Below are 21008 nucleotides of genomic sequence, written 5' to 3'. Positions count from 1 at the left end.
GGCTATTCGACCGACACGGTCGTAGTGACGGTCGCCTGTTCGATCTCGGAAGTGCGTATGGTCAATCTGAGTTGCCAGTCGCCAGGCACCGGAAAGTTGATACCGCCAAGGCCCTGATTGCCGAGCAGGGGCGCGACCGGGTTGTCCATAGGCTCGATGCCCTTGCTGGGCAGCGCGGCGGTGACCTTCCACTCGGCCACGTTGAGTGGCTTGCCGTCGGGTGTGTAGACGAAGCCGTGGAAGGTGTTGTTCTCCCCGAGCTGCACGGGGAAGATCTCGAACTGCACGGCGTACAGCGGGCTGTTGAGAGTGGTCACGAATCCTTTGGCTTTCGCCTGCGCGGTGACTTCGATGGCCGCCAATCGCGCGGGTGTGGTCTGCGCCAGCGCGGCGCTGGCTGCCAGGATCACCGCGGCGAGGCCCAACTCGCCCCATACCGACCGTCGAAGCGACGTCGCGTAGGAGGAGCCCCTGCGTCGGCGCGCCAGCCGCCGGGAAATGACCGCGACAGCCAGTACGCCGGCCGTCAACGCCAGTTTGGCGATGATGAGCCGTCCGTAATCGGTCTTCAGTAGAAATTGTGGTGCGCCGACCTGGACGAGGGCCTGAATGACTCCGGCCACGACCAGACAGCACACCGCCGCGGCGGCCCAACCTGACCAGACAGGAAGGATGATGTGCAGCTCCCGAGGGTCGGCCCGGCGCAGGAGGAAACCGGCCAGTAGCGCCAGGCCGCCCAGCCACACCGCCATGCTGATCAGATGGGCCATGTCTGCTGCCACCATGACCGCGGAGAGCGGAGAGGCGATCTGATGGCCTGCCAACGGCCACGTCGCTGACCCGGCGAGCAGGACCGCGACCAGGCCGATCCGCGTCAGCCTCGATCTGTCTGCCCTGAGGCTCGATCTTTCTGCCCGGAGGACCTGGCGGACCAGCACGGCGGCGACGGCGATCAGGACCAGGCGGGCGAGCAGCACCGTCCCGAACGGGCTGAGCGTAACCTGACGCAGTTCCGCGGCCGAGACATCGAACAGAGCCGCCCCGGAGCTGTACGGCGCCTGTAGCCACAGCGACGCCAGGGTCGCGACCGTCAACAGCCCGAACCCGGTCCCAACCATGCGCAACGGTCCACGCTTGGATAACCGCCGCGGCCACATGACGAGCAGTATCAGGAACGGACCGATCGCGAGGGTCAGGCCGACGTAGCCGAGGTACCTGGCGACCGCGGCTGCTGTCTCCACGGTCGGGTTCACCCCCGCGTCCTCGGCAGGCGGTCGAGCTTTTGACGGGGCGCCGACAGAGAAAGCGAACGCGCCGGAAATCGTATGACTATCGACCGACACGATGCGGTAGCTCACCACGTACGTGCCAAGCGGCCGGTCCGCCGCCCGGATCGCGATGGACAAGCGCCGACCTTCGCTGACAGGGTCGCCGACGCTGATCCGCTTCCCGTCGGGCGCCACCACCTGGGTTCTGCCCGGCGCCGGGACGACCGGTTCGTTGAACACCAGCACAACCGTCGATGGGGCCTGTGGGATGACCGATCCCCGCGTCGGCGTCGTCGCCGTCAGAATCGCGTGCGCGCTTGCCGGCTGCGCCGGCCCGACCAGGACCGACAGCGCGCCGACGATCGCCAACGCGGCAGCAGCAGCCCATCGTGGCAGTCGCGGCGGTCGGCGGAGACGGGTCACGTCCCGGCGACGGCTGCCCCTGGACAAGGGTCCAGGGGTGGCCGTAGAGGCTTCCGGTCAGACCGGAAGAATCCTGGCATCGGTGGGTCAGACATGCCCGAAGAACAGGCTGCCAGGCGCGTCCGGGTCGTTGGAGAGATAGTGCTCACGGATCGAGCGGATGAACTCCTGCCGTGAGATCGCGCCGTCGCCGTCGGTATCCAACCTGGTGAACGAGTCCATCGCATCGGGCGCGTCGCTCCTCCACACGTCCCTCAGGAAGCGGGCGAACTCGTCCTTGCTGATCTCGCCGTCGCCGTCGCCGTCGATGACGTCGAAGATCGCGTGGCCGCCGCCCTCGACCACGTTGAGGCGGCTGGTATCGATGACCGCGAGACGGTTGGCCGTGACGAACTGCTCCTTCGTGAGCCGGTCCGCTTCGACGCCCGAGTGGCGCAGCAGCTCCAGCCAGTAGATCTGGGTGAAGGTCTGGAGCGCCCGCGACCGGCGGTCGCCCTTATCGAGCCTGTATGCCTGGATGTAGCGGTCAGCGAGCTGCTGGTAGTCCGTCCAATCCACGTAGCCGTCGTGGTTGGCGTCCATGGTGTCGAAACTACGTTCGAGCTTGATGCTGATGATGTCCTGCATCGTCCTGGTCAAGGGCCGACTCCTTCCATGATGTCTTCCACCGGTTCAGTAGAAGAACCCCCATGGACGCGGACTAAACCCAGTTCGGCGACTAATCGTCCTCTGTTTGTCCCGGCTGAGGTCAGAACAGCGGCCCCGACGGCTGCCCGGCTACTGGTCAGGGAGTTGCTCGGCGAGCGCCATCCACTGTTCCTCGGTGGCCTGGATCTCCGCCGATACGCTTTTGAGTTGCGCGTCAAGGACCGCTAGCTGACTGAAGTCAGCGGCGGCCTGGGCGAGTTGTTCGTGGAGGGTTTTCTGTTTCTGGGTCAGCTTACTGACCTGCCGCTCTAAGCGGGAAAGCTCTTTACGTCCCTCGCGGACTTTCGCCGGGGTCAGCCCGCTGCTTTCGGCGGCACGGTCAGCCTGGCCGCCGGGCTGGGTTGACCGTGATTCGCCCACGCCGAACTGGGCCGCCGAACCGCTGGCCAGGCGGGTGAGGTACTCCTGCACTCCGCCGGGTAGGTGGGTGAGGCGGCCGTCGCCGAGCATCCCGAACACGTTGTCGGTTACTCGTTCGATCAGGTAACGGTCGTGGCTGGCCACGATGATGCTTCCCGGCCACGAGTCGAGCAGGTCCTCCAGCGAGGCGAGGGTGTCGGTGTCCAGATCGTTGGTCGGTTCATCCAAGATCAACACATTCGGTTCGGTGGCCAGTAGGCGCAGCAGCTGAAGCCGACGGCGTTCACCGCCGGACAGGTCCGACACAGGTGTCCAGAGGCGCCGATCGGTGAACCCGAATACTTCAGCCAGCTGCGACGCTGACATGTCACGGTCGCCGAGCTTCACCCGCCGGGCGACGTCTTCGACCGCTTCCAGTAGCCGTAGGTGGCCGGGTAGCTCGGTCAGTTCCTGCGACAGGAACGCCGCCCGTACGGTGGCGCCGACTTTGCAGGTTCCGGCGTCCGGTTCGCGCTGCCCGGCCAGCAGCCGCAGCAGGGTCGTCTTTCCTGCTCCGTTCGCGCCGAGGATGGCGACTCGTTCGCCTGGGCCGACCTGCCACGTCACGTCGGTGAGCAGGACCTTGTCGCCGCCGCGCAGGCTGACGTCCTTGAGGTCGTAGACCTGCTTGCCGAGGCGGGCGGTGGCCATGCGTCGCAGGGACACGGAATCCCGCACCGGGGGCACGTCGGCGATTAACGCGTTGGCGGCGTCGATGCGGAACTTCGGTTTCGAGGTGCGCGCTGGCGGGCCGCGCCGAAGCCACGCGATTTCCTTACGCAGCAGGTTCTGGCGGCGCGCTTCGGTGGTGGCGGCGACGCGTTGGCGTTCGATGCGGGCCAGGGTCCAGGCGGCGAAGCCGCCTTCGTAGGCGCGAACGGTCTGGTCGACGACCTCCCAGGTGGCGTTGCAGACCTCGTCGAGGAACCAGCGGTCATGGGTGACCACGATGACCGCGCCCCGACGGCTTTTCAGATGCCCGGCGAGCCAGGCGACACCGGCGAGGTCGAGGTGGTTGGTCGGCTCGTCCAGAATCAGCAGGTCAGCTGACCGCACGAGAAGTGCGGCGAGGGCGACACGGCGGCGCTCGCCGCCGGACATCGGCCCGACCGCGCTGTCCAAACCGAGGTATCCCATACCCAGGCCGTCGAGGATGGTGCGCACTCCAGTGTCGCCCGCCCACTCATGCTCGGCGCCGAAGCCCTCATCCAGCCAGGCCGTTCCGAGGACGATGTCTCGGATGGTGGCGGTCGCCCCAAGATCCAACCGCTGCGGCAACGAGGCGACTCGTAGGTCTCGGCGGTGGGTGACCCGGCCGTCGTCGGGTTCCTCCTGGCGGGTCAACATGCGCAGGAGGGTGGTCTTGCCGGCGCCGTTGAGACCCACCACGCCGATCATGTCGTCATCGGCGATACCGAGCGACACGTCAGTGAGTAGTTGCCCGACCGGCCCGTAGCCCTTGGAAACCCGGTCCAGGTTGATGATGTTAGCCATATCCGGATCAGACTACTGCCCGCTCTGGGTTCGTCGACCGGCGGCGACGCTGCCATATGAGCAACCACCTACGACGAGGGGTAGGTCAGGCGACCCTGGCGCCGGCCATCGGGCCCTGGACCGCCTCGGCCGAACGGCACGTCCCGGACTCCTTCAGCGCGGCGGCGATGCGGGTGGCGGCATCGCTGGTGCGGGTCAGGAAGACGCAGCTCGGGCCAGAACCGGAAACCAGCCCGGTGAGCGCCCCGGCGGCGACCCCCGCGGCGAGAGTGTCGGCCAGGTCGGGGCGCAGCGACAGCGCGGCGGCCTGGAGGTCGTTGCCCAGGGCCTGGGCCAGCACCCCGGGATCACGCTGCCGCAGCGCCGCCAGCAGCGGGTCGGTGCTGCCCAGCGGAGGCGGCGCGGCCCCCGCGCCGCGGAGCCGGTCCAGCTCCCGGTAGACCTCAGGAGTGGACAGGCCGCCGTCTGCGGCCGCGACCACCCAGTGCCAGTTCGCCGGACGCACCAGCACCGGGCTGACGATCTCGCCCCGACCGGTGCCCAGGGCGGTGCCGCCGTAGACCAGGAACGGCACGTCCGAGCCCAGTTCGACGGCCACCTCGGCCAGCTCCTCGCGGGACAGTCCGGCGCCCCACAGCGCGTCGCAGGCGACGAGCGCCGCGGCGGCGTCGGCGCTGCCGCCGGCCAGGCCGCCGGCCAACGGGATGTGCTTGCGCAGGTGCAGCCGTGCCAGGGCCGGCAGACCGGTGCGCCGGGCCAACGCCCGCGCCGCCCGGATGATGAGATTGCTGTCGTCCAGTACCAGCTCGCCGGCCCCCTCGCCGGCCATGGTCAGCGTCAGGGTGTCTCCCGGGCGGGCGGTCAATTCGTCGTACAGACCGATGGCGTGGTAGACGGTGGTCAGCTCGTGGTAGCCGTCGGCCCTCAGGGGGCCCACGCCGAGGTGAAGGTTGATCTTCGCGGGGACGCGGACGCGCACCGGACCCGAGGGCCGACGCGGACGGTCGTCGTCCGGCCGCCACGCCTCGGTCACGGAACGAGGTCCCGGATCGGCAGCAGTCCCTGGCGCGTCGGATCGGTCGACCGGTCATCAACACGCGCCGGGGCCACGGGCTGCGCGATCATGATCGCCTCCTCCTCGCTGACACGTCGCTCAGCCTACTCGGACGAGGGCATCGGGCAGGGCCGACGGCCGGGTCAGCCCGCGCGCTGCCGGGCGGCGGCGATCGCGGTGAACTCGACGACCGTCAGCTCCTCGCCACGGGCCGTCGGCGGCACCCCCGCACGTTCCAGCACGGCGACTGCGGCCCCCGACCCGCCGGCCCAGCCGGCTAACGCGGCCCGCAGCATCTTGCGCCGCTGCGCGAACGCCGCGTCGACAACCGCGAAGACCGCCCGCCGGTCGGCCCCCGGCGGCGGCTCACGCCGGGTGAAGGCCACCAGCCCGGAGTCGACGTTGGGAACCGGCCAGAAAACGTTCGGCGGCACCCTGCCGGCCGAACGCGCCTCAGCGTGCCAGGCCAGTTTGACGCTGGGGACCCCGTACACCTTCGACCCGGGTCCGGCGACCATCCGGTCCGCGACCTCCTTCTGCACCATCACCAGGCCGCGGCGCAGCGACGGCAGCTCGGCCAGCAGCCGCAACACCACCGGGACGGCCACGTTGTACGGCAGGTTCGCCACCAGCGCCGTCGGCTCGCCGGCGTCAAGCAGGTCGTCGGCGGTGAGTCTGAGGGCGTCGAGATGCCGGACGGTGAGGCGGGCGGCGGCCTCAGCGCCGGCGAACTCGGTCACCGTTCCGGGCAGCGCGGTGGCGAGCGCCGCGTCCAGCTCCACCGCGTAGACGTGTCGGGTCAGCGGCAGCAGCGCCAGGGTCAGCGAGCCGAGCCCCGGGCCCACCTCGACGACGACATCGTCGGCGGTCAGCTCCGCGGCGGCGGCGATCCGGCGGACGGTGTTGGCGTCGTGGACGAAGTTCTGGCCGAGTCTCTTCGTCGGGGCGACCCCGAGGGCGGCGGCCAGTCGGCGGATCTCCGCCGGGCCCAGCAGCGGCGTCACCACGGCCCGAAGACCCGGTCGCTGGTGGCCGAGACCGCCGCGCACAGCTCGTCGACGTCGACGCCTTTGACCTCGGCGAGCGACCGCACGGTAAGCGGGAGCAGATAGGAGGCGTTGGGCCGCCCCCGGAAGGGCGTCGGCGTCAGGAAGGGGGCGTCGGTCTCGACGAGGATCTGGTCCAACGGGGTGATCGCCGCCGCCGCCCGCAGCGGTTCGGCGCTGCCGAAGGTGACGACGCCGGCGAAGCTGAGCAGGTAGCCGCGCCGGACGCACTCGGCGGCGAAGTCGGCGTCACCGGAGAAGCAGTGCAGCACGACGGTGTCCGGCGCGCCTTCGTCGTCGAGGACGCGCAGCACGTCGGCGTGCGCCTCGCGGTCGTGGATGACCAGCGCCTTGCCGTGCCGCTTGGCGATGGCGATGTGGGCGCGGAAGCTGGCCTCCTGGGCGGTCCTGCCCTGCTCGCCGGTGCGGAAGGCGTCCAGGCCGGTCTCGCCGATGCCGCGGACCCGCGGGTGGGCGGCGAGCGCCTCGATCTCGTGCAGCGCGGCGTCGAGGTCAGCCAGCCTGGGGGCCTCGTTGGGGTGCAGCGCCACCGTGGCGACGATCTCGGGATGGGTTTGGGCGAGCGTGGCGCCCCACGCCGACGACGCCACGTCGACGCCGACCTGCACGAGCCGGTCGACCCCCACGGCGGCGGCGGCGTCGATCGCGGCGCGCACCGGCTCGCGGTCGCCCGGCGCGAGGGCGGCGATGCCGGGCTCGGCGACCGTCAGATCGAGGTGGGTGTGGCTGTCGGGGACCGGCACGGCCAGCGGCGGCGGGGGTGGCGGGAACTCGCCGGCGCGGCGGGCGGCGCGCTGCTGGCGCGGCTCAGTGGGCTCACTCATCGCCGCCCAGCATCACACATGCCCGAGGGCCCGAACACGGCCGGGACGCTGCCGGCCGGCGGTGACGCGTGGGCCCGCTGGCGTCACTGTGTGGCCTGCTTGCTCGCGGCGACGGCGGCCGCCACCGCTGCGGCGACGTGGGCTTCGGCGGCGGCCCGGTCGACGCCGAGGCCGGTCAGGACGCCGTCGCCGTTCTCCTGGTCCAGCAGGGCCAGCAGGATGTGCTCGGTGCCGACATAGTTGTGGCCCAGCCGCAGGGCCTGGCGGAAGGTCAGCTCCAACGCCTTGCGCGCCCCGGCGTCGAACGGGATGAGCTCCGGTGACTGGGTGGCCGGCGGGAGGGCGGCGGTGGCGGCGGCGCGGACGGCGTCGGTGGTGATCCGCTGCGCGGCGAGCGCCGTCATGGCGATGGCCGTCGGCTCGCTGGTCAGCCCGAGGATCAGGTGCGCGGGCCCGATCTCGGCGTTGCCAGCCGTGCGGGCCTCGTGCTGGGCTGCCATGACGACGTTTCGCGCCTTGACGGTGAACCGCTGGAAGCCCTGGTTTGGGTCCAGGTCGGAGGGTTCCCCGGGGTCTTTGGCGACGAACCGCTTCTGGGCGGCCTGCTTGGTGACGCCCATGCTGCGGCCGATGTCGGTCCAGGATGCGCCGGAGCGTCGGGCTTGGTCGACGAAGTGGCCGATGAGGTGGTCGGCGACGTCGCCGAGGTGGTCGGCCACCATGACCGCGTCGGAGAGCTGTTCCAACGGGTCGGTACGGGTTTTCTTGATGCCGTCGATGAGGTCGTCGAGGCGGATCGGGTGCGGGTTTCCCACAGGCTCAGTCATTCGTCAACTCTAAGTTGACGGGTGGCGTCTCGTCAACCCTGAGTTGACGATTGCCAGGCGTGCCGGGTCCGGCTATCCGCCCGGTCCATCCACTGTTAACCCCCCCGCCGCCGAACGCCGATACGTTGCGCCGGTGACCGTAGGCTCCGTAATGCGCAGCAGTGCCGCCGCGACGTACGACGGACCGGCGGAGGTCCCGCTCATGGCCCCTGTCAGCCGCGACAGCGGCGGCTGGGAGCACGTCCACCGACTCTCCCAGACTCCGACCCGGCAACCCGACCCGCATCTGGAGCTGATCCGCCAGACCGCGGGCATCCGCCGCGGAACCCGGATGATGAAGGTGCTTTCGGCCCGGCAGGTCACCGGCTACCTCAAAGGCTGGCTCGCCACCGGCTTCTGCTACCGCGAATGGGACGCCGCCGAGCTGCTCCGCTCCCCCGACGGGCTACGACTGCTCCGCACCGACAACGACAGCCACACCGACCGGCCGGACATTGCCTACGTCCTACGGTGGCGGGCGATCGACCCGTCCGACTACACGGTCCCCACGCCCGCCGACCACCTCGGACTCATCACCATGCCGTCCGGCTACCGGGTCGGGCCGCCGGTGCTCGGCACCGGCTTCACGCCCAGCGCGCAGCACCTCATCCCCGAGTTCCTCACCACCGACCTGCTCGACCTCCCGATGCCGGCGCACGCCTCGCTGTTGGCCCACACCGCCGACGGCGACGAGGTCACCCTCTACAGCTACCAGCCCGAGCAGCGCGGCTGGCTGCGGATGGCCGGCGCCCGGTGGCGCGGCCTGCTCGCCGCGCTGGGACCAGCCGCCGACCAGGAGTACCTGCCCGTGCCGACAGCTGACCGGGGCACCAGCCGGCTCATCGGCCAGTTCCGCGGCGACGAACACGACACCGTCGCCGACCCGCCAGAGTTCCGGGTGCTGGCGATGTCACGGGCCGCCCGGTACCCGGTCGAGTCCCTGGTCCGGCGGACCCGCTACGCCAACTGGCGCGGCGTCCGCTGCGCGGTCGTCAGCGACGACGGCGGCTGGGCCCGCCTGCGGCTGTGCCAGCCGGACGCCGACCAGGTCGCCACCCTGGCTGCCCAGTGCCACGAACGTGGCGTCTACGAGACCTGGGCCCCGGTCGGCGACATCAACGAACGCTGGACCACCGACCACCACTATCCGCTGTGACCAGGTCGGCTCAGCGACGGCCCGGCGGGCGGGAGGTGACCAGCCGGACCTTCGCCCCGTCCGACCCGACCTGGACCGCCACGGCCCGGCGGAAGCTGTCCGCGCGCTCGTGCCAGGCGGTGACCCGGCAGGTGGCGGTCTGCACCGTGTGCCGCAGCTTCACCCACTGCCCCGGCAGAACCCGCAGCCGGTAACCGTTGCTCATCGGATCAGCCCGGACGGTGTCCAACGGCAGACCGGTCGTGGCGCTGACCGCCGTCACCGTCGTCGCGGCCCAGTCGTGGGCGGTGACCAGACCGTGAACCGGCACGCCCCGGACAAGCCCGGCGTCCAACCCGACGGTGTCGTCGGCGACCACCTCGACGGTCGCGGCGGCCGCCTCGTCCGCGACGCCGCCCGACCACTGGCGGGCGACCGAGCCGTTGGTGAAGCGCAGCGGCCAGGCGTAGGGTCCGAAGCCACCGGCGACGAAGCGGCCGAAAGCGTCCGTGTTGACGGAGTCGACCCGTACGCCGCTGCCGACCTCGGCGCGCCACGTCACCACCGCCGGCATCGGTTTCCCGGTGGCCTCCGACGTCACCCGCCCCTGGATGACGCCCGCCCGGTCCAGCACGATCGGAGGCGCCGTCACCGTTCCCCCGGCGGTGACGCTGATCGCGGCAGCGGCGCCCCGCTGGCCCACGCCGCCGGACGGGCCGACCCACTGGCGGCCGAGGGCGCTGTTGCGTGGCTCCACGAACAGCTGGTACCGGCCGGGGGACAGAGCCTGACTGGTCGCCGTGCCGGCGGCGGCGGTCGAGAACGGCGCCGGTCGGTCGACGGTGGCGTGGACCGGCGTCGCGTACACCTCGGCGCCCACGACCGGCTCGCCCGTCTCGGCCGCGGTGACGGCCACCGCGATCCGGCCCCCGCGCGGGACCCGCACGACGGCTCGGGCGCTCTTGCCGGGCCGTTCCGCGGCCACCCGGACCGCGCGGACGACCGGCAGGTGGCCGTCGCGCGGGCGCACCGTCGCCTGGTACTCGCCGGGCGCGAGATCGGTGAGGATGAGCGAGCCCGAGGTGGTGCAGCCGCCCGGCGGGCCGCCGGGGGCGTCGTCGGGGATGCGGCTGACGTCCGGGCCGACGAGGGAGGCGCAGAAGTTCGGGACCGGCTGGTCGGACCTGGCGTCCACCGCGACCAGCTCCAGCGTGCGCCCGGGGACGATCCGCTCCTCGACGACGGTGGGCTCACCGGCGCGGACCGTGACCGGATCGGCGGTATCGATTGTCAGCCGGCCGCGGCTGTACTGGCGACGCCCCTGCGGGGTGGCGAAACCAAGTGTGTACTCGCCGACGCTGATCCCGCGGACGGTGAACTGTCCCCGTTCGTCGGTGGTCTCGACGGTGTGGTCGAAGGCCCCGGCGTCGGGGCGGGCGATGACCGTCACGATCCCGCCCTGGATCGGCGCGCCCACGGCGTCCAGAAGCGTGCCGGTGATGTCCCCGGTGGGCAGCAGGGTCTCGTCGAGCGTGCGGGCCGCGCCGGCGGCGACGGCGACCGTGGTCGCCTCGGCCGGGCGGGTCTTGCCGGGCGCCCACTGCGGCATCCCGCGACTGGCGTCGAACGACACCCGGTACGAGCCCGGATACACCCGCTCGATCTCGTAGATGCCGCGCCGGTTGGTGAACGCCTCGTGCATGGGGACCGTGCCGGTGTGCAGGCGCACCGCGACGCCGGGAACCGGCTCCCCAGCGGCGTCCACGACCGTGCCCCGCAGGGACCCGACCGGCAACGTCACCTCGCGGACCTCGATCCGATCGCCGACCGCCAGCTCATGCTCGGCGGCCTGGTCAGCGGCGATCCGGCCGGGCGCCCACTGGACGGCGCCGCCGGTGGCGAACCCGACGCGGTAGGTCCCGGGGGCGACCCGCAGGGTGGCTTTGCCCTCGCCGTCGAGCCGTCCCTCCATCCGGAAGCCGAAATCGCCGAGGGGCTCCACCACCAAGGACCCGACGACGATCGGGAAGCCGTCACCGCCGACCAGCTCGCCGGAGACCACCGCGTGCGGGAGGGCGGTGACGGTGACGGTCGTCTGCCGGCCGCCCCGCACCGTGTAGGTGGCCGCGTCTCCGACCTGCTCGACGCCCGGCGCCCACATGTCCATCCCGTGGGCCCGCAGGAAGATCTTGTACCGGCCGTCGGCCAGATCCGGGAAGACGACGCCGCCGACGTCGTTGGTCGACCGCTCGTCAAGCTTGGTGACGCCGTCGTCGTCGAAGACCATGACCCGCGCGTTGGGCATGGGGCGCTCGGCGCTCTCGACCACGAACACGACGAGCGTGCCGGCGGTGGACGCCGCAGCCGCCACGGCGGGCAGGATGGCGCCGAGCGCCGTCAGGACGACGGCGGCGAGCACGAGCACGAGACGGCTCGACGTGCATCGGCGCATCGCGTTCCAATCGTGGGGGCTACCGACGGTTATATCGATAAACTTGCCCGCCGTCGATCCCAGACGCCTGGAACTGGCCGAACGACCAGCAGGCGAGCGGGACGAATCAGCCCTGATCGCCGCTGGTGGTCAGGCAGGTTCGAGGCGGGCCAGCTCCTCCTCGACCACCAACGGGTCGAGCTTGCGGAACACCGGCGTCGGGGCGGCCAGCGGGGCGCCCGCCACGATCGGCTGCGACTCCCATCGCGCGCCGACGGTGTAGTCGCCGGTGATGATCGGGTAGGCAGGCCCGCCGTCGAGGTCCTCGACCTGCTCGATACGCGGCATCGGGGCGTGCACGCCCTGACCGCCGAGCAGCTCGTGAACCCGCTGCGCCGAATGCGGCAGGAACGGGGTGAGCAACGTGTTCGCGTCTCGGACGACCTGGAGCGCCACGTGCAGGATGGTCCCCATCCGTGGCTTGTCGTCCTCGCCCTTGAGCTTCCAGGGCGCCTGGTCCGACAGGTACCGGTTGGCCTCGGCCACGACCCGCATCGCCTCGCCGACGGCCTGCTTGTGCCGGTGCCGGGCGATGAGATCGCCCACGGCGTCGAAACCGGAGCGGGCGAACGCCAGCAGCGCCTCGTCCTCGGGGGTGAGGCCGGCGGCGTCGACCGGCGGCACGGCGCCGAAGTTCTTCGCCGCCATCGCGACGGACCGGTTGACCAGGTTCCCCCAGCCGGCGACCAGCTCGTCGTTGTTGCGGCGGACGAACTCGGCCCAGGTGAAGTCGGTGTCGGTGGTCTCCGGTCCGGCGACGGCGATGAAGTACCGCAGCGCGTCGGCGTCGTAGCGTTCGAGGAAGTCACGGACGTAGATGACGACCCGGCGGGACGAGGAGAACTTGCGGCCCTCCATCGTCAGGTATTCGCTGGAGACGACCTCGGTGGGGAGATTGAGCGCCCCACGCGCGCCGGGCTTGCCGCCGTTGGCGCCCTCGCCGTTGTAGCCCAGGACGATGCCGGGCCAGATGAGCGAGTGGAAGACGATGTTGTCCTTGCCCATGAAGTAGTAGCTGCGGGCGTCCGGGCTCTGCCAGTAGCGGCGCCAGGCGTCGGGGTCGCCGCTGCGGCGGGCCCACTCGATCGAGGCCGACAGGTAGCCGATGACGGCGTCGAACCACACATAGAAGCGCTTGGTGTCCCAGCCGTCGCGTGGGATCGGCACCCCCCAGTCGAGGTCCCGGGTGATGGCGCGGGGGCGCAGGTCCTCGACGAGGTTGCGGGAGAATTTGAGCACGTTGGGACGCCAGCCCTCGCGGCCGTCCAGCCAGCGGCCGAGGGCGTCGGAGAAGGCGGCCAGGTCGAGGTAGAGGTGTTCGGTCTCGCGGAACTCCGGCGTCTCCCCGTTGATCTTGGACTTGGGGTTGATGAGATCGGCCGGGTCGAGCTGGTTGCCGCAGTTGTCGCACTGGTCGCCACGGGCGCCCTCGTAGCGGCAGATCGGACAGGCGCCCTCGATGTACCGGTCCGGCAGAGTGCGCCCGGTGGACGGCGAGATCGCGCCCATCGCCGTCCTGGCGACGATGTAGCCGTTGGCGTCCAGCGCCTCGAACAGCTCCTGCACCACGGCGTAGTGGTTGCCGGTGGTGGTGCGGGTGAACAGGTCGTACGACAGGCCCAACGCCCGGAGGTCCTCGACGATGTACCGGTTGTACTTGTCGGCGGCCTGCCGGGCGGTGAGCCCCTCGGCGTCGGCCTGCACCTGGATCGGGGTGCCGTGCTCGTCGGTGCCGGAGACCATGAGCACGTCGTGCCCCGCCATCCGCATGTACCGGCTGAACACGTCGGAGGGAACGCCGAAGCCGGACACGTGGCCGATGTGGCGGGGGCCGTTGGCGTAGGGCCAGGCCACCGCTGCCAGAACACTGCTCATGACAGCTCACCCTAGTGACCTGGACGCGACTACGGCGAGCAGGTCCGTCAGGCGGACGCCAGCGACCCCGGGTCGGATAAGTGCGGCGACACGCGGCCCGGGTCCCCCGGCGCGGCGACTGAGCGTAGTGCAATGAGGATCGTGCGTACATCTGCGTCCCGAGCTGCCGAAACATCCCCGGACGAGGTCCCCACCGCGGTTTCGGCGGAGGCCTCGGACACGCCCGACACACCAGGCGCCGACCCGCCGGCCGAAAACTCGGACAGCCCCGCCGGGCCACCGCGAAACGGCTCGGCGGCGACCGGCGCGGGTCCGTGGGGCGGGATGGACGGCGCCGAGAAGTGGTGGCGCGGCGACGACGAGGATGCCGGGCTGCCGCCCGCGCCGCAGGCGCGGCGGGCCGCCGACCCCGCCCGGCCGCCACGGACGGCCGTGGCGCTGGCCGCCCTGGTGCCGCTAGCCCTGCTGGCGGCGTTCTTCAGCTGGGTCGCGGCAACCCCGCTGCTGCTGGCCGCGGGACACGGCGAGGTGGGCACGGCCACTGTCACCTCATGCGTCGGGGACGGCGTCGGCCGTCGTTGCGTGGGCAGGTTCGAGTCGCCGGGGTTCGTCGTCGAGAAGGTGGGCCTGCTGGGCGCGGCGGACGGGGACGCCGGCCGGGTGGTCCAGGCCCGCATCCTGGACCGGGACGAGCCGCACGCGTACGTGGGCGAAGGGGCCGGGCTGCACCTGCGTTGGATCATCGCGCTGCTGCTGGCGTTGGGTTGCGGCGCCGCTGCCGCCTGGGCCACCGGCGCCGGCCGGCTGCCGGACCCGGACGCCCGCCGGAACCTGCTGCTGGGCTGCCTGGCCGGACCGGTCGTGCTGACGATCGGCTTCATCGGCTACGCCTGGTGACGCCCGACGGACCGGTTCGAGCGCTCAGGCCGGCCGGCTGAGCTGGCGGGCCACCAGAGCGCAACGGCGGGCCCCGTAGGAGAGCGCGTACCGGCTGGGGTACCGCAGCAGCACCGCCACGGACCAGTCGGGATGCACGGCGAGGCAGTTGACGTGCCAGTGCCGGTCCCGGTACGGACCGCGGACCGGGTCGTTGCCGATCTGCGTCCAGCCGTTCTTGATCCCGGTGCGGGGGACCACCGCCCGCGGCACGCCGGTGATGATGCCCCAGCGGCCGCCGCCCCAGGTCCGCCACGGCCGGTAGGTGGCCATCGAGCCCTGGACCCGGCGCATCCGGTCGATCAGGTACGGCGTCCAGCGCGGACCGGCGGCCCAGCCGCGCTGGATGCAGTCGCCCATCCGGACGGCGTCCCGGGCTGACATCTGGGTCCGGCTCCACCAGCCCCGGTAGCCGACGTAGGTGTCGGTGAGCCGGCAGGTGATGACGAGCCGCTGGATGACCTTGTCGCGGCCCCCGGCCCGGTAGAGCCGTTCGGCGGCGTTGTCGTCGCTCCAGATGATCGCCCGGGAGGTGTCGCGCCGTTGGACGGGCGTGAGCCAGTTGCCGCGGGCCCGCCGGCGCAGGTAGTCGGCGATGATCCAGACTTTGATCATCGATTCGGTGGATGAGACCGCGGCCCGGTTGGGCGATCCGACGACCTGTCCGGTCCGGCGGTCCAGGAAGGCCCATGAGGCGAACCCTCTGATCGGCAACCGCACCGGCCCGGCCCGCAGCGTCGGGCCGGGGACGGCGCCGGTCCCGGCCGCCGCCGTCGGCGCCGGAGCGACGAGCGACCCGCTGAGGATGAGGGCGGCGAGCAGCTGTGGTCCTGTGCGCATCGCTGACTCCGTCCGCTCAGGGACCGGAAGGCCCAGCCCCGCGGAAGAGAGAATCCTCTTTGCCTTGCCCCAGAGTCAGGATCGGCAAACCGACGTCACGCCGGGGATGCCCCCAGGGCGAGCGCGTAGACCCGCCGACGCGGCGCGCCGAACGCCTCCGCGACCTCAGCGACGGCGTCCCGGCGCGACGACCCGGCGGCCTCGCGCGCCGCCACCGCCGCCAGCAGCTCCTGGTCCGAGGCCGTCGCCCGCGCCGCCGGGCTGCCACCCACCACTAGCGTGATCTCGCCCCTGGCCTGAGCCGCGCCGGCCCACTCCGCAAGCTCGGCGAGCGGGCCGCGGCGAACCTCCTCGTAGGTCTTGGTCATCTCCCGGCAGACCGCCGCCGGGCGCTGCGGCCCGAACGCCCCGACCAGGTCGGCCAACGCGCCGGCCAGCCGGTGCGGGGCCTCGAACAGCACCACGGTGCGCGGTTCGGTGGCCAGCGCGCGTAGCGCCGCACGGCGCTCGGCCGGCTTGCGCGGCAGGAAACCCTCGAAACAGAAGCGGTCACAGGGCAGCCCCGACAGCGCCAACGCCGTCGTCACCGCGGATGGTCCCGGCGCCACCGACACCGGCAGGCCAGCGTCCAGGACCGCCCGCACCAGCCGGAAACCCGGGTCTGACACGCTGGGCATCCCGCCATCGGTGATCACCGCGACGGTCGACCCGCCGGCGACGGCCGCAACGAGATCGCCGCCGCGGCGGGACTCGTTGCCCTCGAAATACGACACCACCCGCCCGGTGATCTCGACACCCAGGTCACGGGCCAGCCGGGACAACCGTCTGGTGTCCTCGGCCGCCACCACATCGGCGGAGGCCAACGACTCACGAAGCCGCGTCGAGGCGTCCCCGACATTGCCCAGCGGCGCCCCCAGCAACACCAGCCGCCCGCCGACGTTCGTGTCCGACACCGTGACCTCCATCGACGTATGCGCCCCTGAGTGCGACGCGATCACCGCTGCGCAGCCTACGATCGCTGGGTGACTTCGGCACCGGCAACCCAGGCCCCGACGGCGCCCCAGGCGCAGACGCCGCCCGCCACCCCTGACGGCGCGCCCGTCGACGGTGTCCCGGCGATCACCATGCGACGGCTCGTCGCGCCGCCGAACCGCGGCCCCGGCTACTGGTGGTCCTGGGCCGCCACCGCCGGCGTCGCGGCCATCGCCGCGGTGGTCCGCCTGGTCGGCCTGGCCGAGCCCAAAGGAAAGATCTTCGACGAGGTCTACTACGCGACCGAGGCGTGGGCGCTGCTCCAACGTGGCGTCGAGTGGGACCTGGAGAAGGACGAGGTCAAGTACGTCGTCCACCCGCCGCTGGGCAAGTGGCTGATCGCGCTCGGAGAGAAGGCCTTCGGTTACGACGAGTTCGGTTGGCGGATCTCCGCCGCCGTCGCGGGCATCGTGTCGGTGGTCCTGCTGGCGCGGATCGGCCGCCGGCTGTTCCGTTCGACGGTGCTTGGCTGCGCCGCCGGGCTGCTGATGGCGCTGGACGGCTTCCACATGGTGCTCTCGCGCGTCGCGCTGCTCGACATCTTCCTCATGCTGTTCCTGCTCGCCGCGTTCGGCGCCCTGCTGCGCGACCGCGACGCCAGGCGGGGCCAGTGGCTCGCGGCGCTCGCGTCCGGCGTGGACGCCGAGCGCTCCGGCCCGGCCCGTGGTCTGCGAGGCGTGCCCTGGTGGCGGCTGTTGGCCGCGGTGCTGCTGGGGGCGGCGTTGGCCGTCAAGTGGAGCGCGTTGTTCTTCGTGCCGGCGCTCCTCGTCATGGTGTTGTGGTGGGACGCCGCCACCTACCGGACCGCCGGCGCGACACGACCCTGGCGTCGGGCGCTGCGCGACGGCCTGATCTGGCTCCCGCTGTGCGGCCTCGTCGTGTTCGCCGTCTACCTGGCGTCCTGGTCCGGGTGGCTGCTGTCGGACGACGGGTACTACCGGCACTGGCTGGCCAGCGAGGGACGCTCCGAGCCGGCGGTGGTGGGCGCGCTGCAGAACCTGCTGCACTACCACCAGGAGGCGCTCAACTTCCACAGTGGGCTGTCCAGCAAACACACCTACCAGTCGTGGCCGTGGCAGTGGCTGCTGCTGGGACGCCCGGTGGCGTTCTACTGGTCCGGCGACGGACCGTGCGGGGCGGCGTCCTGCGCCGCCGAGGTGCTGCTGCTGGGCACGCCGCTGCTCTGGTGGTCGTTCCTGCCCGCTCTCGGGGCGCTGACCTGGCTGGGCGTGGCCCGGCGCGACTGGCGCGCGGGCGCGATCGGTCTGGGCGTCGCCGCCGGTCTGCTCCCCTGGTTCTACTACGCGTTCCAGAGCCGGACGATGTTCTCGTTCTACGCGTTGCCCTCGCTGCCGTTCCTCGTCCTCGCCGTGTGTTACGTCATCGGCGCGCTCATCGGCAGAGCCGGGACGGACGAGGCGCCGGCGCGGCGGCGGGTCGGGGCGGTGGTCGCCGGCGCCTACGTGTTGGCGGTGGCGGTCTGCTTCGCCTGGTACTACCCGGTGTTCGTCGGCACGCCCATCCCCTACGAGGACTGGCAACTGCGGATGCTCCTGGGAGACCGCTGGGTCTGACCGCTGCCCTGCCCTCCGCGAGTACGCTCCCGAGCTTTGGTCGGGTCGGGTCGCGGCGCGGACTGCCGGAGATGAGGTTGAAAGTAAAGACGCGCCCCGATCGCCAGCCACGGGGGAAGCGGGCGATAGGGGCGCGCACGCCGACTTTACCGGTGGGCCGGGGTATTCACAACCACGCCGCGCGACCCGGCGAGCGGCCCTGGTCTACCGGAATGCCCGATGTGTGATGTCATCCGATTTGTTTGGCCGGTCTCGTCATCGTGTCGGCCAACTGGACCCATCCGCCCGCCGGTCGGCGGCCCAGACCCGCACCAGCGCCGTCCAGGAAGACGTTTTCGCTGGTAGCAGCGCTTGCCGAGCACAGGCGACGATATCGCCATGGCGACCCAGAACCCTGACCGCGACGCGACCGAGCCGGAGATCGGCGACCCCGGGAGGCCAGCGGCCGACAGCGCGTCGGCGGCCTCCGCCGCCACAGCCGAGCCGCCGATGCCCGCGACGGCCACTCCCGTGACGTCCGCTGTCGGCTCCACGCCGCGACTGGACGCCACCACCCCGCGGCCGCTGGACGCCCCAACCGAGCACAGCGGCCTCGACGGAATGCCCGCCGGCCAGTCGGACGCGGCCGGAGCCGGCGGCACGACACCTGACGGCGCGCCAGGCATTACCGACACGCCAAGCGCACCGACTGTCAGAGCTTCCGCGTCCGTGCCGGACCGCGATATCTCCGACACCGCCGAGATTCCGAAGATCGTCCTGCCGTCGCCGGTCGCCGCCGCTGTGCCCGCCGCCGCGGAAGCCCCGGTCATCGGCCGGCGACGGAAGGCCACCTCCCGGTCGACCTGGCTGCTGTCCGGGGTGTGCGCGCTGGGTCTGCTCGGCGGGGTCGCCCTGGTCACCGGCCTGGTCGACCTTGAGTCAGCGGTCGACGGCGGCGTGGCCGCTGAGCCGGCTCCGCCGTTCGCGGCCGAGCCGACCAGCAGCCCCGCGGCGACGCCCGACACCGGCCGATCGGCCAGCGCCTCGCCGACACCCAGCCGGACAGCGTCCCGGTCGCCGTCGGCCCGGCCCAGCCCCACCAGCTCCCCGGTCCCCGATCGGGCGCAGGACGAGGGCGACCGCATCGGCGCGTTGCGCTCCGCGGCCACCGACATGTGCCTCGGGGAGACCCGGGGCCGCCAGGTGACCCAGCGGAGCTGTGCCCTCGACGGCAGCGACCCGCAGTGGCTGCTCGCTCGTGAAGACAGTGGGTTCGTGGCCATCAACCGTGGCACGGGCCAGTGCCTGGAGTCACCCAACCGGCTCGACCTGGCCACCGTGGCGCTGACGCGCTGCTCCGGCGACGCCGACCAGCGCTGGGTGGCCAGCGTGGCCGGCAACGTCTTCACGCTGCGGAACGAACGGACCGGCAAGTGCCTGGACGTGCCGGCGGGAACCGCGATCGAGGGCCTGCGGATCTCCCAGTTCCGCTGCAACGGCAGCACCGCCCAGAACTGGGAGCTGGTCGTCGTCTGACCGGGACCAGTCGTCAGCTGACGGAGATGAGCCGGCAGGCCCGACCGCACGTGTGACGGTCAGACCTGCCGGCCATTCGCCATCAGGCGCCCAGAACCGCCACCACCCGGCGGTCAGGCGCCCGACGGGCGCTTCAGTGGCGGAATCGACCCACCAGGCTCACCAGCTGTTCGGACATCTCAGCCAGTTCGCGGGCGGCGGCCTGGGACGGTCCGGCCATCGTGCGGGCGATCTCCTCGCCGCCGCCGGCCGCCTCCGCCATCCCACGGTTCATTTCGGCAGCCGTCGCCGTCTGCTGAGTGACTGCGCTGGCGATTGTCGTCTGGTAGGTGTTGATCCGCTCGATTATCGACGCGATCTGGGCGATCGCCCCGACGGCGAGACGTCGGTCGAGCGGAACAAGACGAGCTTGTCCCGAAGCATCTCGCTGGACGCTGACAGGTCCTCGGTGGCTGACTGACGTTCGGCGGCGTTGGTCGCGACGATCACGCGGAGCAGGTCGCTGCTGACCGCGTCGTGGGCCATGTCGGCTTCCATCTGCGCCTGGGCGTGCAGGGCGGCGCTCTGGAGGGTCAGCGCTCGGTCCGTGGCCTGGTCGAGACTCACCGCGGCGACGACGCCGGTGACCGCCAACGATGCCAGGGCGATGCCGGTCACCAGCCCCAACTTCACCGCGATTGGCCGGTCCCGCAAGAACCCACCGATTGTCTTCATCCCGCCATCTCCCCTGTACGCCAACGACGCCGGGACTCTTCGGAGGCGTGCGAGCGTTGCTGAGCCAATCAAGATCGCGGCTTGACGGTGACCGGAGGACCGCGCCTCAGTCCGTCCGGCGCTGCCAGCGGTCGTGGTGCAGCGCTGCCTCCAGCGGGGCGCGGGAGCGCCAACCGTGCCGTTCCAGATCCGGCGTGTCGGCCAGCCGGGTGACCGGACCCAGGCACAGCCACGCCACCGGACGGATGCCGTGAGGGATGTCGAGCAGCTCCCGCACGTACGGCTCGCGGTAGAAAGACACCCAGCCGACGCCCAGACCCTCGGCGGTGGCCGCCAACCACAGGTTCTGGATCGCCAGGCACACCGAGTACAGGCCGGCGTCGGCGATGGCGTGCCGCCCCAGGACTGCGGGCGCGCCCCGGTCCGGGTCATAGGTGACGACCACCGACAGGCTCGACTCCAGCACCCCGTCGATCTTGATCCGGGCGAACTTCGCGGCCTCGTCGGCGCTGAGCGTCGCCGCGAACACGTCCCGCTCGGCGCGGACGTGGTCATGGAAGGCCTGCCGGGTGGCCCGGTCCTCGATGAGCACGAAGTCCCACGGCTGTGACAGGCCGACGCTGGGGGCGGCGTGAGCGGCGTCGAGCACCCGACGCAGGGCCGGCGGGTCCACCGGGGCGCCGGTGAACTCCGCCCGAACGTCCCGGCGGCGGTGCAGCACTTCGTAGAAGCCTTCGGTCATGACTGTCCCTTCGACGACGGCGACGGCCCGGGAACTCTACGGCCGGACGCT

18 protein-coding genes are annotated in these 21008 nt (G+C 71.5%); 4 read left to right on the top strand and 14 right to left on the bottom strand.

All coding sequences use genetic code 11. From position 1 onward, the window contains the following. Nucleotides 1–2: 2 nt before the first annotated feature. The 7 genes from ABD287_RS09560 to ABD287_RS09530 form a co-directional block, all read right to left on the bottom strand. Nucleotides 3–1637 carry a copper resistance CopC/CopD family protein gene (locus tag ABD287_RS09560; protein ID WP_344171341.1) on the bottom strand — a complete coding sequence of 545 codons (1635 nt, stop codon included), beginning with the start codon at nt 1635–1637 and terminating at the stop codon, nt 3–5. A gap of 141 nt (nt 1638–1778) precedes the next feature. Beyond that, nucleotides 1779–2330 (bottom strand): EF-hand domain-containing protein, encoded by a 552-nt coding sequence (locus ABD287_RS09555; RefSeq protein ID WP_344171339.1) that lies wholly within the window; start codon nt 2328–2330, stop codon nt 1779–1781. 138 nt (nt 2331–2468) lie between these two features. Then, nucleotides 2469–4292, bottom strand: coding sequence for an ABC-F family ATP-binding cassette domain-containing protein (locus tag ABD287_RS09550; RefSeq protein WP_344171337.1), 1824 nt, complete (start codon nt 4290–4292; stop codon nt 2469–2471). 85 nt (nt 4293–4377) lie between these two features. Further along, on the bottom strand, nt 4378–5325 hold the full coding sequence (locus tag ABD287_RS09545) for a 4-(cytidine 5'-diphospho)-2-C-methyl-D-erythritol kinase (RefSeq protein ID WP_344171335.1): 948 nt from the start codon (nt 5323–5325) through the stop codon (nt 4378–4380). 164 nt (nt 5326–5489) lie between these two features. Next, entirely contained in the window at nt 5490–6350 is an 861-nt protein-coding gene (gene rsmA, locus ABD287_RS09540; RefSeq protein WP_344171381.1) for a 16S rRNA (adenine(1518)-N(6)/adenine(1519)-N(6))-dimethyltransferase RsmA, read from the bottom strand. After that, complete coding sequence (locus ABD287_RS09535) at nt 6347–7237, bottom strand: TatD family hydrolase (RefSeq protein WP_344171333.1); 891 nt, start codon at nt 7235–7237, stop codon at nt 6347–6349. Before ABD287_RS09535 ends, rsmA begins: the two co-directional genes overlap by 4 nt. Nucleotides 7238–7320: 83 nt before the next feature. Continuing rightward, entirely contained in the window at nt 7321–8064 is a 744-nt protein-coding gene (locus tag ABD287_RS09530) for a Clp protease N-terminal domain-containing protein (RefSeq protein WP_344171331.1), read from the bottom strand. A 151-nt stretch (nt 8065–8215) separates the two neighbouring features. On the opposite strand from ABD287_RS09530, the gene ABD287_RS09525 reads away from it, so the two are divergent. Further along, nucleotides 8216–9259: a hypothetical protein gene (locus ABD287_RS09525; protein WP_344171329.1), complete on the top strand. Its 1044-nt coding sequence runs from the start codon at nt 8216–8218 to the stop codon at nt 9257–9259. Between the two features lie 10 nt (nt 9260–9269). Here ABD287_RS09525 and ABD287_RS09520 read toward each other — a convergent pair whose 3' ends face one another. Both ABD287_RS09520 and metG read right to left on the bottom strand, forming a co-directional pair. Continuing rightward, nucleotides 9270–11690 (bottom strand): carboxypeptidase regulatory-like domain-containing protein, encoded by a 2421-nt coding sequence (locus tag ABD287_RS09520; RefSeq protein ID WP_344171327.1) that lies wholly within the window; start codon nt 11688–11690, stop codon nt 9270–9272. A 129-nt stretch (nt 11691–11819) separates the two neighbouring features. Next, the gene (gene metG, locus ABD287_RS09515; RefSeq protein ID WP_344171325.1) at nt 11820–13604 is read right to left on the bottom strand and encodes a methionine--tRNA ligase; all 1785 of its coding nucleotides are present in this window, start codon (nt 13602–13604) and stop codon (nt 11820–11822) included. Nucleotides 13605–13745: 141 nt separating this feature from the next. On the opposite strand from metG, the gene ABD287_RS09510 reads away from it, so the two are divergent. Next, a complete protein-coding gene (locus ABD287_RS09510) occupies nt 13746–14501 on the top strand; it encodes a hypothetical protein (RefSeq protein WP_344171323.1) in 756 nt (251 codons plus the stop codon). A 24-nt stretch (nt 14502–14525) separates the two neighbouring features. On the opposite strand, the gene ABD287_RS09505 is transcribed toward ABD287_RS09510, so the two are convergent. Next, the gene (locus ABD287_RS09505; protein ID WP_344171321.1) at nt 14526–15380 is read right to left on the bottom strand and encodes a serine hydrolase; all 855 of its coding nucleotides are present in this window, start codon (nt 15378–15380) and stop codon (nt 14526–14528) included. A gap of 95 nt (nt 15381–15475) precedes the next feature. Further along, nucleotides 15476–16333 carry a 16S rRNA (cytidine(1402)-2'-O)-methyltransferase gene (gene rsmI, locus ABD287_RS09500; protein WP_344171319.1) on the bottom strand — a complete coding sequence of 286 codons (858 nt, stop codon included), beginning with the start codon at nt 16331–16333 and terminating at the stop codon, nt 15476–15478. Between the two features lie 171 nt (nt 16334–16504). Between rsmI and ABD287_RS09495 the strand changes: the two genes are divergently transcribed. Then, nucleotides 16505–17986 (top strand): dolichyl-phosphate-mannose--protein mannosyltransferase, encoded by a 1482-nt coding sequence (locus ABD287_RS09495; RefSeq protein WP_344171379.1) that lies wholly within the window; start codon nt 16505–16507, stop codon nt 17984–17986. Nucleotides 17987–18364: 378 nt separating this feature from the next. Then, nucleotides 18365–19501 carry an RICIN domain-containing protein gene (locus tag ABD287_RS09490; protein ID WP_344171317.1) on the top strand — a complete coding sequence of 379 codons (1137 nt, stop codon included), beginning with the start codon at nt 18365–18367 and terminating at the stop codon, nt 19499–19501. 133 nt (nt 19502–19634) lie between these two features. Here the strand turns inward: ABD287_RS09490 and ABD287_RS09485 are convergent, their stop codons facing one another. The 3 genes from ABD287_RS09485 to bluB all read right to left on the bottom strand — a co-directional run bounded on the left by ABD287_RS09485 (nt 19635) and on the right by bluB (nt 20957). Further along, nucleotides 19635–19775 carry a hypothetical protein gene (locus tag ABD287_RS09485; RefSeq protein WP_344171315.1) on the bottom strand — a complete coding sequence of 47 codons (141 nt, stop codon included), beginning with the start codon at nt 19773–19775 and terminating at the stop codon, nt 19635–19637. Between the two features lie 71 nt (nt 19776–19846). Continuing rightward, entirely contained in the window at nt 19847–20215 is a 369-nt protein-coding gene (locus ABD287_RS09480) for an MCP four helix bundle domain-containing protein (RefSeq protein ID WP_344171313.1), read from the bottom strand. Between the two features lie 106 nt (nt 20216–20321). Then, complete coding sequence (bluB, locus tag ABD287_RS09475) at nt 20322–20957, bottom strand: 5,6-dimethylbenzimidazole synthase (RefSeq protein ID WP_344171311.1); 636 nt, start codon at nt 20955–20957, stop codon at nt 20322–20324. Nucleotides 20958–21008 lie beyond the last annotated feature (51 nt).

It is taken from the genome of Pilimelia columellifera subsp. columellifera, assembly GCF_039532605.1.
Classification (GTDB): Bacteria; Actinomycetota; Actinomycetes; order Mycobacteriales; family Micromonosporaceae; genus Pilimelia; species Pilimelia columellifera.
This window is presented reverse-complemented; position numbering and strand designations above follow the sequence as displayed.